Source organism: Klebsiella ornithinolytica, from assembly GCF_030505655.1.
Taxonomy (GTDB): Bacteria; Pseudomonadota; Gammaproteobacteria; order Enterobacterales; family Enterobacteriaceae; genus Klebsiella; species Klebsiella ornithinolytica.
Genome location: NZ_CP130154.1, coordinates 112,636 through 125,455, shown reverse-complemented (window position 1 = coordinate 125,455; position 12,820 = coordinate 112,636). Strand labels below are relative to the sequence as shown.

Here is a 12,820-nt window from a genome sequence, read left to right as displayed (position 1 = left end):
GATACCTGTATCTACTGAACTGCCGTAGTTTTCAGCGAAAGTTAAGCCAGTAAACATCGGATATTCTCAACGCTGTAATTCCTTATGAATTTCAGAATAGTGCTACAATGATTTTCCTTTCTGAATGTGACAGGCATTTATGTGTTTGCCAATATTTTAAAAAGGTGCGACATCATATATAGTCGCACCTCCTTAAATATAAATTATGACCTTATGTTTTTCAGTTCACTACGGTTTTCTTCAATATTGCCACGTGCATCATCAAGCGCTGTTCTTAACCATTCCCTGTCAAACCAGCTTCGCACCGGGCTGTTTTTATTAATAAATACCAGTTCGGCATAATGTTGCCCATAGACCTTGCCTGTGTGTCTACCTCTGACCTGGATTTCTAGGTTTTTCAGTTCACATTTGCCACTCAGAATATCTGCGATGCATAAATCTTTGCATTCATCATCCCAGGTATCAGATGTGTCCCAGTATTCCTCTTCGCTTTCTGTCACAATGATTTCAAAATTGGCGGTGGAACGTGACATAACCAGGTCTCCTTCATACGAAGGCGTTATGCTTTCATGAATTTTATATCCGTCACCTTCCAGTGTGCTACAAATCTGCTCAATGCTCCCACGGACACTCTCCAGCATGTCATTAAAGCGCTCTTCATATCCAATGTCGTCTGGGTAATTCTCTAACTCTGCCCGGATGGTATTAGCATGAGAATACCGGTAGCCAAAACTGTTGCGCTCAAGGGTGAGTGTTGTGTCGCTGTCTTTTATTACTTCGGCAACCTCTTCTGCCAGCTTTTCGGTGATGTGGTTATCTCTCAGCAGACCAGACAGCAAAGTCAAAATTTCTTTGTCATGCAGCACGCCGTAAAATGCCACACCATCTCCCTGGCAATAACGTAATGAATAGTCCAGCTCCAGATCGGCGGGCCAGCCGTGCGCCAGCAGAGTGTTTTGGCAGTGACGATTAAACAGATTGTTAAAAACGTTCATAGCGAGTTCTCCAGCAGTTGAGGATAGTATGCGGCTTGACCTGTGCCGTGAGACAAACGCAGACGGGGAAAACAGAACGAAAAAGGGCGGAGAAGGAAGCCGCAGCTCAAAGTTTTTGCAGGCTGAACGCCTGTAAAAATTTTGAGACCGGGTGACTGAGACGGCGACAGCTTCCCTTTGAAGTGATGTGACCCGTCTAAAGTGGTCTCACGGCACAGGTCCCGGTACCGGGTTTACCGGGACCGTGGGCCTGTGCTGGTGGATTGAACGAAATTGAAATTGCTGAGGGGTAAAATGGAGGAAAGTGAATCTTGACGATTTACTCATAACCGTATTTTGTGGCGGCTTTTACGGCCGCATCATAAAATTCCTCTTTAGCCATTTTTTCTTCTCCGCCACAATCAAGTGTCACGGTCCTGAAACTTGTGAGGTCAGGTTCATTACGCGATTTTAACTGGCAAGATAAATATTCTTTCCCTATTGGTACCAGGCCCATATTTCTGTCCTGCCAGCTGGAATATGACACGTACGATGCAGCAATAACGCTAAAGAATACGAGAAATGTCCATTCATTCCGGTTTAACAGGTCCTTACGGAAAATTGCTCCGGCGATGGTCATCACCGGCATAATCCACACAACAATACTGGTTAAAACAAAGAACATGCTAAACATTAGCCCCTCCTAATACCATCTTTCGTTAATACCTTCTGGCGTATTAAATATGTCACCAGAGGTGTTTTTCCTAACTGTATTATCCTGCCTCAGGATATGCATAATTGCCGCCTCCCTGCTATCAAAACTGTGTCTGGTAACAGTATTTACAGGGGCATCAATATTGCTCAATGATACATTCGAGTCAGTCCCTTTTGGACAAATGTCGAACCAGTGGTGAATACGGTAGATTTCACCACTTGATTTCAATACCGGCAGTGGCCCTTCTGACAGCGACTTAGGCAGCATAACTTCGAATACATCAACGCCAGACGACTCCTGTAGATGTGAAGAACCAAGGAGTTTGTCTATGATAAACTCATCCTTATCGTCTTTTAGGTTATCGGCAATATAAATCCGACGATGTACCCCACGTTCAGCTTCCTCAATGACAAAATATAAACGGTTTTCTATCATCTGAAGCTGGCTGTAAGCACTGTAAGACAGAGAACCATATTTCACGCTATCCATTTCAACATTGCGATCTGCACTGAACATCCCGATGTCGGGAGTTTTGTTAGCCATGCCCAATGCCAGCCGGTTCCCCCGAGTTTCAAGCCTTTCGAGTTTTCCTTCCTGATGAGCAAAGCGTGATACATACTCCTGAAAAAGTTCCTTTTTCAGGGATTCGCTGGCGTTGTGATAAAAATACCCTGCGGCCTCACTCTCTGTAGTGACGTAGATATATTGCCAGTCTCCCCGGTCAATGTAGATGCCTACCGGTATCATCAATCTCGGATGCTGCACCTGGCCCCCGGTTTTGCGGTAATCATTCATTTCGCAGTAGGCCGTCATCCATTCACGTACCCCAGCCTCAAATTCAGCAGGGTTAGCCGGAGACAGTTTTCGCAGGTCCTCTTTACCTGTCTCAATGTATTCAAAAGCTCTTTGTTTTTCGTGGAAGCTGGAGAACACTGATTTCAGCCCTTTCCACTCATTGGCCTCCGGCCATTCATAGAGGGTTGTTTCGCAGACACTATTTTTGCTTAGCAAAGCAGGCTTGCTGGAATCCAGAGTCAGCCCTTTTGCTGACATTTTGAAGGTCAGCAGCATGGCCCACTTATGTTTTTCCACGCGATCATCACGTTCCTCGTCTGTAGGGGTTACGTACAGAGCCAGTCTGGCATTTGTCATGACTATCAGACGTAACGGTTTGCTACCCCGGGAGATGGCCATCTCCACTGCGGCCTCTTTATGGCTCAAACCGCGCCAGGCGATCAGGTCCATCATGCCAAGTAATGCCTTCCAGCTTTTCTCGTTGTCAATTCCTTCACTAAGCGGCTGACCTTTTTTGTCAGCCCGCCAGGTGATAACTGTCTTGTCGACGATTTCAGCACGGTTAGCTTTAGTGCCTATGTTGCCATCAACCAGCGCTCTGAGGAGCTTTTGTCGATATGGCATCTCCTGCTCTTCTTCCGCTCTCAGGACAGCTGAAAGGCGTTTGAAGAGCTTTATGTAGTACATAAAATCCCTACGGCTGGAGCGGCTGTTGATGTAATAATCCAGATCATCGGCTTTTACCGCGTCCAGACAGAGGAATCCCACGCTGCTGGCGTCATCCCACGGATCACGCTGAAAATTCGTGAGGGATACTTTCGCATTAAATTCACGTACATCATTAGCCCGGGTGCGACGGTAGATATCTTTTTTGACCGGAACCTCCACGCAAATCTCATTGTTGCGGGTAAAGGCCACTGCCATTCCCTCATCATCGATGAAATCGGCGGTAAAATAATAGGATCGGTAACTGGTACCAGTATCGACTTTCACAACACCTGGCGCGGTATTTGGTGTACAAACAGCTCTCCACTCGCAGAACACCCTTGAACCTGAGCGCAAATGGCTATTGGCCTGGGTTATATACTCCTCAATAGAGGGGCGCACTTTCGCATCAGGATCGTCCAGAAGACCAGTACCATCATGATCGTAAATGAATCGACAATACGTCTCCTGGAACGCCATAGAGACGAAACTTAAGCGGTCCTGAGGGTCGTAGAACTCGCCAAAGAGCTTAAGCCGGTGGTCGAGCCCGCAGCACAGGATAAGAAACCGGTAATAATGCAGAGCAACCATCTCATGGGCTTTGAGTTTGTCCGTGTAGGACACGTCATTGAACGTCACCTGCGAACCGTCAACGCCACGAAAGATATTTCCCTGCTCATCGGTGGTCGGGAAAAGCGTATGAGCGCCGAGGTGAGATTCAACACCGGAGTAGACCTGGAACAGCCGTTCGCCGTCCCGAACCATCAGGAAAACGGTCTGGTTTTTGGCATTAAGCTCCCAGTTCGCCCAGCGGTCCTGATAATCAATATAGCGCCGGGTCGTGGTCATACAGACCACGCAGCGCTGTGACGGGAAGATCTGCTCCACCAGCCCCGGATGGTTCTTTAATGCCTGGAAAAAAAGTGGCAGCTTTTCAAAATCAAACCATTCACCGATATCGAGAAAAACAGCGGTTTCCTCGTCGACGGCCAGCTTACGCTGTACGAACGTTAAGGGAATGTGTGCCGGTGCTGAATCGCCCTCTCTGATCGTGTTAACCACCACATCTTTACCGATGTAAAGGTCAAGGGACTTGATACCGTCCATCAGCTTATTCAGCGTTTCACGACTATCTTCAGCAATAGCCAACTGTGCGGCGGCCGACTCTTCCAGATAGGGTGTAATAGCCATGACGGCTTTCGAAATCACAGAGTTCTTTTCTTTGATCCAGTCGATTTGGGCCTGCGCGATTTCATGTCTGAACTCAACTGCCTGCTTGAGCTGTACTATTTTTGTTTCATCTATTCCGGAAGAAAGAGCGGAACCGAGAGATGCTAACTCCGTAGATGACGACAGGCCCGGAACCATAGGCAGTTGTTTTTTCTCATCCCCAGGAGCTGATGAACTGGCTTTTTTCGCTTCAATCCTGCCAAGAAGTTCCGTACGCAGAGCATCAGGATCGGACATGGTGTCGGTCATTTGCTGTGTCAGCTGGCTAACCCGGTTTTGAGCGGCCAGCAGTTCCTGACCACGGATTTCCTGCCCGTCATCGGCAAACTCAAATTTGTCCAGAAAATCGTCGAACAGAAAGCGGTGTTCTTTAAACGATTTCGTCGTGCTGTAGCTACGGCCAGCAGCATCGGTGAATTTGAAAACAAAGTTTTTGTCGAATTTTGACGGATGGGTGCGGAGGATCACGGTATGGAGTGCATTATCGACCCAGCGAAGCGACTCAATCAGCAAAACCTCATCCTGCTCTATACGTTGTTCAGGAATCGCGTTTTTGGCACGCCAGTATTGCCCCCCCTTGAGGGAGTAGAATTTATGAAATTGTTCCGGCTGCTGTTGGTGCGGGATAATGTCAGGCATATTGCCATCTCCTGTGATCGTTCACTCCACGATGTGCAGAATGAAAAATGTTCTAACGCCCGCTTACGCGAACAACTCGCCGTTATCAATAATCGGGTTCATCTCAAATCCCGGGAAGTCAGAAAAAAAGCCGGTGGCTGAAATTCGTAACCATTCCAGAATACTATCAAAACACATCCATCTGCGGTTGAGCCGTTCGGCGGCAAGGCCTGTTTTTAGAGAGCCAGCGAAAGGATCAACCACCAGCTCGTTTTCTTCCGTCAGAAACCGTATGAAGAAGTCGGGGATGGCCGTAGGGAACATCGCCCCATGTCCAGGAAGCCCTAACCGTTTAGCTTCCTTGTGAAAGCGGCGAGTGTCAGCACACGCATGGCCTCGGATTATCACATTTTTGGGAATAGCCCCGTCAGTGGATTGAGAAAAGGCACCTGGTTTCACGACATGGGCTCCGTCACCGTAGATGGTCGTACGGTTCTCTCCGCCTCTGGCAACCAACGCGCTGTGGCTCTCTGTATGGGGCTGCAAAACGCGCTGGTTACAGGAACGGACAGCATCAGGATTATTGGTCAGCCAGAAAATAATTTCATGACCGGCCAGCAGCTGAACTTTCTTACGGCAGGCCCAATATGTCGGTGAGGGTGGTTTGCTCATATTCACCCACGGCACCCGGTCCATCAGGTAGAGGTCAAGTTTTTCGCACAAGGCCAGTAGCAGGCGCTCCGGGTAGAGGGAACGTGAAGGCTGACCCGGATTAAAAATATCCTGACCGATATTCAGCACGACAGAACCACCGTTAACCAGCTGGCGGGCGATTGGTCTAATGGCTTCCACGATGAAATCAATATAGTCACTGTCGTTTTTGAAGGCTGCGGCATAATCCCGCTGCTTTCTGAGTGGATACGGTGGAGATGTCAGGCAGAGATGGACCGGTTCGGTATTGCCAGGCAACACCATTGTAGAGTTGCCTAAAATCGCTACCCCGAGATCTGTACTGAATGCCACTATACGTGTCCCTTCCCGCGCTTCGGAAAGTCCGGAATTTTTTTTCCTGCAGTGACGCCATAGAGAGCGGCCGGAGCTTAAACGTTCGATGACGTTCATGGCTTTTAGTGTCTGTTGGAACCAACGGATACGGTGTTTAATTTTGTTATGAGGAACACCGGCCAAACCGAATTTTTCTTTTGAATTGAAATCATTATCTGAAATTGAAAGGCGAGACTGTACCTCCCGATACAACTCATCATTGGTGAGTTCACGGTCAGCATCAGAGTAAATAGTTTCAATTAAATCCAGGTTCAGACGAGACATAACATACCCCTGTTGAATTCGTAAAATCATTATCTCATATTTATAATTGAGTGCCAGGGGTGATTTTCATTAGATTAAAAAATAATCCGATAAAAAATTATATGATTTATAAACATCCACTGTTTATGGATGTATAACTTTCGAATCCCCAAAAACCATTTCCCTTTGATTGCAGTGTTAGATGGAATTCTTGTTATGGCTACGAGAACCCCTGTGTTAGGGGGGGGCTCGATAGCGTCATTTCACGCAAACAGTTAGTTTTAGCTGGTGGACATTTTAGGTAATGTTGCACACAAAAAACATAATAAGTTATCCTGAGCTTCCTCAAGAACATCATGGGCGACGTCATGGGACATCCTTCCATTTTGAAACTTAACATTATCACTGGATAAGATTTTTTTCGCCCATTCTATATTATAAAAAGCGAAACAGCTTTCCTCAGTTTTTAGGAATAACTGGCCTCCATGTTTGATAAACTCGTTGTTTCCTAAAAATGTTGTTTCCATAGGTACAACCTATAAATGAATTTAATTATTGACGGCGTTAATCCGCTCTTCCGGGGTATTCCCTAGTTCCAGCATTTGTCCGGCCCCGTTGATGAGAATTTTCTTTCCATGCATAATCGTTGCCATTGCACGCCAGGCATCACCACCATTTTCTCCCCAACGCTGAATTCCTGCTTGTTCCATATCATCTTCACAGGCAAAGAAACGGGAACCAGGTAGTTTGGCCGGGTCAAGATTCAAAGATAAATCACTCTGAATACAGATGCCGTTTTGTGTCATAAAAAACAGGTTGCGTAATGCCTTTTGTTCGCTGGAAACAGAGCTGCCGTCCGAAAGAAGCTGGTGGGTTGTTACCACAACACGAGAAAGGTTCGGACAGAATGGCGTAGCGGCGATAAGCAACACTCTGGCATCAGAAACGGCATAGATACCAAGAAGTTCAGACAAAATCTCACGCTGAGAGGGAACTGAAAACACCAGAACATCATCACCGCGAACGCTGTCCGCATCAATGCCGCTGCTAGTGAGGATGTCCAGCAGTACTTTGCTGCCGCTGGATTGCGGATCAATCCAGGTACCTTTCCTTTGACTATTTAATGTAGTTATCCAGTGTTGAGGAGCATTACCGTTAAAAGTAAAAGTGATCTTTGCACTGTTTTCTGTCGACATATCGCCTCACTGATAGCTAGTGTTGGGTTAATTAAGAGGGCCAGTATAGTCAGTCATAGTGGCAACCCCATTCTCCTTAGTGAATGTTTCTTTTATTGTTTCAATAAGTTGCTCGACTTTTACATCAGAAAGTGACTCTGCATCAATACCGAGTCCGTTTGGAGCTAAATATTTATTATTGAAATGAATGAGTTCTTCACGGTTCGAAGGGATATCATTCAAATTTACGATAACAAAATCTTCGCATATTCTTTTTACAGCTAGTTTTCCATCTACAACTTCTAAATGAAGAGCTTCTTTGTCTTTGACTGAAATCGCTTTGCTGACATCTTTGTTCGTCATGTTTTACCCTTGTGTATGGATTGATAATAAACTAATAGCACCAACAAAAACGCTAAAGGTTGCACCCTGGCTTGGCATCATTAAAAAATCTAATGCCTCGTTTTTAGATATCATTAGTTTATCCTTGATAATTTAGTAAGAGAGTAACAATTCAGGGCAAGCTGTGTTATTCACTATAAAGCTATTATGCCAGAAATAAATGCTATGACCAGGGGTGAAATGAGATTGAAATGGAAATAATTTGTTTTTGCCCAGTGTTTATGACTGATTGTTAGTTTCATTTAAAACTAGCGCGTGCGGATAAAAACCGGACACCGGCTATTGCTAATGTCCAGTTCTGTAGCCATGTAGCATTATTAAATAAGTTGTTTATTATTAATATATTTTTCGTAAAGCCGTGCTAGTTCTTTGTGTCTCAAACAAACCACACGATATAGATTTCGTCTTTCTGTTTCTGGCAATAACCGATATACCGCAAGGAGTTCTTCGGTATCACTATTGAAAACCGCATTATTATTGACCGTTGAAAGAGCCTGCCCCTGCTGCTTGTTATCGAGTTCACTGATATCTTTCAAACGCAAACTGAAGCTTTTTGCCAGAACGGAGATTTCTTCAGGGGGAAGATTCTGCAACTCTTTCGTCAGGCCTTCACTGTTTGCCTTAAGTGTTTCATCCTCACCGGAGACAAAGCCCCGAATCCATTCCGTCGATACTCCGACTGCACATGCGATGTTGTGCAGGGCTGTCTCACTGGCGACCCCATCCTTGAACCAGGACTCCACTACAACAGAATCGGTACCGGCGATTAGTGCAACATCATCTGTCTCCATCTTGTGAGATGACATAATTTGAAGCAAATTAACAGGTTTAAAAGGCACCATTTTTTTCTTCCCCGGCAATCAAATAACTAATTAAAGCAAGACGTTGGGCAGTTTCAGTAGGATCCGGTGAGTGGTATTCATAGTCAACGGATGTTTTGTCCAGAGGCCCACCACGAAGTTGGTCAATCAGGTCGTTATTTGATCCTGGTTTAAGAATGCTAATTGTGTTTTGTTGGCTCTGGCCTGATTTAACAGAATCATCCACACCTTTGCCGCTTGCATTATTCTGATTGTCGTCGGAAGTCATTTATACCTCTATGGCGGTTAATTTTTTTTGTTCTCTCTGTGTTTGATTCAATGATGTTAACAGATACTAACGGATACTTTCTCGCTGGAAAACAGGAAATACTGCAGCGGATAAGAATTATTTGGGAAAGTAACTTTTCTGGCAGTTAATGACAGCTTGTTACCTCACTGCCCGGGGCGCAATCCTGTTTTTGCTTCAGCTGCTGCGTGTATATCCCTGCATCTAAAATCTGTTGGCCGTCATCACAAATCAGAACAACGACCGGATAGCCAAAACCGCTGATTTCAGCTGATTGCTGGTCAACCAGCTCGCACTGTGTAAAGTCCCTGGCACCTGGCAATAACTCATCCTTACCTGTCGCAACAGAGTTCTCCAGCGTATGAAAAGCAATACAGATCACAAGAGCGCTGATAGTCAACGTCAGGGCCATAGGGCTACGTCTGCGCCATGCAAAAACGAAACCACAGATAATGCAAACCGCAATCAGAAAAAGGGCCAGATAATAAATTTTCTCTAACATGGTAGTCCCATTCAAACGCTTTCAATATGTGAGTCAGCATTCCGTGTACCGCATAGCTTTTTACGACTGGCTATACGCTGCTTTATACGTTCACGTGCTTCAGCTATCTCATCGATGCAAAGCATCTGACCGGTTAAAAGGATATGCCTTTCCTCGCGTTCCGCATCCGACAGAAAATCAATCGGTGTTCCTGTGTAATCAGGAGGCAAAGGTAACGCCTGCTCCCAGCGAGATGCTGCCAATATAGCGAGGCTGTCCAGGCGAAACTGCACCCCTTCCCGACCTAAGGATGTAAACAGATCGATAGCCCGGACTTCGTCATTAGGACGTGCTGTGCAATGCTGCATAAACGAATCCTTACGCATGGGCATGAGCGGTAAGTTTCACCCGGTTTGCGCCACCATCGGCCCAGGTGAACAGCAGACGATATTTTGAAGAGACACGGATAGATGACATATCTCCCGCCCTTTCACGTTCTCGTAAACGTGTATGGTGAATTTTTTCATAGTTACGACTTTTAAGACGGATCAGGTCAGCTTCGCTTGCCGCATTATGCAGCTCCTCAAGCGCCCTTTTCAGACTGTTGGTAATATCCGTTGGAAGACCTGACTGCGATTTCCCGCTCTTAAATAACTTCTCAAGGTTCTTTTCTTCAAATGAATGGATCATATTTTCTCCTTTGTTGAATACATGATTGCATATTAAAACGCTGCATCAAGGGGTCATTTTTAGTTTGAGCGTGAAAATTTAAAATTATTTTTCATAAACACCCGCCATTTATGATTGTGGTTTTCCAATGTGGCTGGCTCTGATGTGATAATTTCTGAATATTTCTGATGATAAAACTTTTCCGGGTTAATTTTCACTCATCGCATAATTAGGGGGTTATGGTAGCCTGGTAAAATGATATAATATGATAAAGATAAAAGGGGGCGGCTTATGTCAGGTTATATCAATTGTCAGACTATCTTTGCTGAGAAAAGCAAAATGCTTATAACCTCTGAAAATAGTGCAAACTCTATCCTGGAGCAACTAGAGTCGGCGGGGGTTCCTGTTGAATCACAATGCCGTTCAGGTTTTTGTGGTGCATGCAGGCTCAAGAAAAAATCAGGAAAAGTCACTTACAACTGCTTCCCCCTGGCTTACGTAGGTGCGGATGAAATTCTGCCATGCTGCTGTCGTCCCTGTGGCGATGTTGTCCTTGATATTTGATAATTTACCCTGATTGCTATGCTATAAAAGCCGGGAGGGGGTTATGGCTAAGAAAGGAAAAGAAAAAATCGTTCAGGAGGCTCTGTTAAAGGGTTATACCGTAAAGAGAAGTGGAGATCGGTTTGAAGTTTCTAAACCAGGAAAAAAATAATTAGCCTGGTGATTTTGCCAGATGGTACAGCCTATCGCGGTGATGTAGATCTGACCATTACCAAAACGATATGGACACAGAAACAGATGAAAGAAGTTCTTGGGCTTACTGCCGCAAAAAAGTAACTTTCTTTGATTGCAGTAACCATCCATAACACGAGAGGGACCACGATGTCGGACCAGGCTAAGTATTATGATTATTACCTTGTTGAAGGACCAAAGGTTAAGGAGTTAATTCAGTCCTATGAAACTGTCGGAGAGCAACGTTCCATGGTTATTGATGAAGCCTGCAGGTCAGTCGGGGCAATTGCATTCATTAATTCATACGGATTGGGAGATAAAGGGGATAAATTGCGTGCCTTTGCCTGGGATGCTGAGTGTACCTTTCCGTGCCCCATAACGATTAAAGAGCGATCTATATTCAATAATAAACCGGTGATAGTTGTACGCGGCAAAGGCAACACAAAGGAAGGTCGCGACTACAATAAAAAACTGGATTCGGTTATTAAATCAGCAAATGAAAGGCTCGGTTCGTATCCTTGTTGGGAATCTTACATTATCAACCACTATGGCGTGATGCGAACAGCACAAGGCGGTCCATCCTCCTTCCGCAAGCATGCAACGGCTATGCTGACAACGAAATGCGGTATGCTCTTTGAAAGAAATGATGCTCTGGTATTTTGCATTCCGAATAGAGTTGATGGATTCAAAAATGAAGTGTCTATTCCCCCTGATTTTATAAAATTAACCTATGGACAGTATTATGATATGACTTCAAATCAATGATTTTTAATATATTTAACATTACATCACAAGCAACATTTTTTGTTTGTAGGGAAAAGGAAAGGATATGAGTGATTTTTATTATATCGCTATATTTTCATTAAATGTAATTCTTGACATCATTGTATTGTTGATGATTGGTAGAGTGATGATTTCTTCCCTATATAACAGAAAGGACGCCATATTCATTATTGTTAACATCACAGGTTTATTCCTTGTACTCATAGGTATAACCTTGATAGCATACAATATGTTCTATAAGCATGAGCATGTATCATACAGTGTGATTACACTGTTCGTATCGGCTGGACTTACTCTCTTAATTTTCGCCATTATGAATTTAATCCCAGCATTGAGATGTTTGAATCCTTCCGCCCCCTTCTCCTCAGGATTCAGAAAGATAGTTGTAAATGAAGCCTTAAAAGAAGTGGCATTAAGTATTATTTTATTTCTATTGTCGCTGGTAATGTTCTTTAACGCACGCTTGTTGTTAAACACGATTTAAAGTTGCTAAACAATAGCATTAAAATATTTCTTGTTTAGTAATTAGGGGGTTGATGGACGAGTCAAATAGAGTAGGATAACACTAATAAATTAAAGTGAGGTGTGTCATGAAACTTGAACAAAATGAAAACTGGCAGACTCGTTCTCGTGGTGATAACGACAGTGAATACCAAATTTACCTTGCTTGTGCAGATAATGGAAAAGGTATTGACGTCACTACCGGAAAGCCACTAAAAACTTACGATGAATGGTGTAACAGCTGATAAAGGGAGCCATGCATGGGTAAGTTTTATTGGGCAATTTGTCATCACTGTGAAGGCCACGGTACCATTGACAACCCAGCGTTTTCGGATGGTTTTACCAGCGCTGAGCTTTACGAAATGGAGCCAGAGGAACGGCACAGGATAGTAAACGGTACATATGATGTTGCCTGCACCACCTGTAAAGGCAGTGGGAAAATTAAGGTCCCCATTATCAGTGCTCTGACTTTTGGGGAAAAAAGAGCTCTTGTCGTAGAACGCCGCGAACGTCGTGAGTTGGCGGACTTAGCTCAAATGGAAAAAATGGAACGGATGATGGGATGCTGATAGCCTCTACCCCCCCCTATCTGTTAAAGGGGGGGGATGCTTAGGCTAACTAA

General features: G+C 44.6%; 17 protein-coding genes. 5 read left to right on the top strand and 12 right to left on the bottom strand.

Going from position 1 to position 12,820, the window contains the following annotated elements; translation table 11 throughout:
* Positions 1–203: 203 nt before the first annotated feature.
* The 12 genes from Q1L34_RS26860 to Q1L34_RS26805 form a co-directional block, all read right to left on the bottom strand.
* On the bottom strand, positions 204–995 hold the full coding sequence (locus Q1L34_RS26860) for a hypothetical protein (RefSeq protein WP_014839964.1): 792 nt from the start codon (positions 993–995) through the stop codon (positions 204–206).
* Between the two features lie 319 nt (positions 996–1,314).
* Positions 1,315–1,668 (bottom strand): hypothetical protein, encoded by a 354-nt coding sequence (locus Q1L34_RS26855; protein ID WP_017901018.1) that lies wholly within the window; start codon positions 1,666–1,668, stop codon positions 1,315–1,317.
* A gap of 9 nt (positions 1,669–1,677) precedes the next feature.
* On the bottom strand, positions 1,678–5,058 hold the full coding sequence (locus tag Q1L34_RS26850) for a hypothetical protein (protein ID WP_014839963.1): 3,381 nt from the start codon (positions 5,056–5,058) through the stop codon (positions 1,678–1,680).
* A 63-nt stretch (positions 5,059–5,121) separates the two neighbouring features.
* Positions 5,122–6,366: a site-specific DNA-methyltransferase gene (locus Q1L34_RS26845; RefSeq protein WP_017901019.1), complete on the bottom strand. Its 1,245-nt coding sequence runs from the start codon at positions 6,364–6,366 to the stop codon at positions 5,122–5,124.
* Positions 6,367–6,626: 260 nt separating this feature from the next.
* Positions 6,627–6,872, bottom strand: a complete 246-nt coding sequence (locus Q1L34_RS26840; protein WP_024266234.1) for a hypothetical protein — start codon at positions 6,870–6,872, stop codon at positions 6,627–6,629.
* 21 nt (positions 6,873–6,893) lie between these two features.
* A complete protein-coding gene (locus Q1L34_RS26835) occupies positions 6,894–7,541 on the bottom strand; it encodes a hypothetical protein (protein ID WP_014839962.1) in 648 nt (215 codons plus the stop codon).
* Positions 7,542–7,568: 27 nt separating this feature from the next.
* Complete coding sequence (locus Q1L34_RS26830; protein WP_017901020.1) at positions 7,569–7,883, bottom strand: hypothetical protein; 315 nt, start codon at positions 7,881–7,883, stop codon at positions 7,569–7,571.
* 356 nt (positions 7,884–8,239) lie between these two features.
* Positions 8,240–8,764: a hypothetical protein gene (locus Q1L34_RS26825; protein WP_017901021.1), complete on the bottom strand. Its 525-nt coding sequence runs from the start codon at positions 8,762–8,764 to the stop codon at positions 8,240–8,242.
* A complete protein-coding gene (locus Q1L34_RS26820) occupies positions 8,751–9,011 on the bottom strand; it encodes a hypothetical protein (RefSeq protein WP_024266227.1) in 261 nt (86 codons plus the stop codon). The genes Q1L34_RS26825 and Q1L34_RS26820 overlap by 14 nt, the downstream gene beginning before the upstream one ends.
* A 145-nt stretch (positions 9,012–9,156) precedes the next feature.
* Positions 9,157–9,531 (bottom strand): hypothetical protein, encoded by a 375-nt coding sequence (locus Q1L34_RS26815; protein ID WP_017901022.1) that lies wholly within the window; start codon positions 9,529–9,531, stop codon positions 9,157–9,159.
* 11 nt (positions 9,532–9,542) lie between these two features.
* Entirely contained in the window at positions 9,543–9,878 is a 336-nt protein-coding gene (locus Q1L34_RS26810; protein WP_017901023.1) for a hypothetical protein, read from the bottom strand.
* Between the two features lie 10 nt (positions 9,879–9,888).
* Positions 9,889–10,200, bottom strand: coding sequence for a type II toxin-antitoxin system RelE/ParE family toxin (locus Q1L34_RS26805; protein ID WP_014839961.1), 312 nt, complete (start codon positions 10,198–10,200; stop codon positions 9,889–9,891).
* Positions 10,201–10,470: 270 nt separating this feature from the next.
* On the opposite strand from Q1L34_RS26805, the gene yfaE reads away from it, so the two are divergent.
* From yfaE to Q1L34_RS26780, 5 genes are all read left to right on the top strand, one after another.
* The gene (gene yfaE / locus Q1L34_RS26800; protein ID WP_017901024.1) at positions 10,471–10,743 is read left to right on the top strand and encodes a class I ribonucleotide reductase maintenance protein YfaE; all 273 of its coding nucleotides are present in this window, start codon (positions 10,471–10,473) and stop codon (positions 10,741–10,743) included.
* Positions 10,744–11,064: 321 nt separating this feature from the next.
* A complete protein-coding gene (locus Q1L34_RS26795; protein WP_014839960.1) occupies positions 11,065–11,679 on the top strand; it encodes a hypothetical protein in 615 nt (204 codons plus the stop codon).
* A gap of 64 nt (positions 11,680–11,743) precedes the next feature.
* The gene (locus tag Q1L34_RS26790; protein WP_017901026.1) at positions 11,744–12,181 is read left to right on the top strand and encodes a hypothetical protein; all 438 of its coding nucleotides are present in this window, start codon (positions 11,744–11,746) and stop codon (positions 12,179–12,181) included.
* Positions 12,182–12,287: 106 nt separating this feature from the next.
* Positions 12,288–12,443, top strand: a complete 156-nt coding sequence (locus Q1L34_RS26785) for a hypothetical protein (protein ID WP_024266223.1) — start codon at positions 12,288–12,290, stop codon at positions 12,441–12,443.
* A gap of 15 nt (positions 12,444–12,458) precedes the next feature.
* Positions 12,459–12,767: a hypothetical protein gene (locus Q1L34_RS26780; RefSeq protein ID WP_017901027.1), complete on the top strand. Its 309-nt coding sequence runs from the start codon at positions 12,459–12,461 to the stop codon at positions 12,765–12,767.
* Positions 12,768–12,820 lie beyond the last annotated feature (53 nt).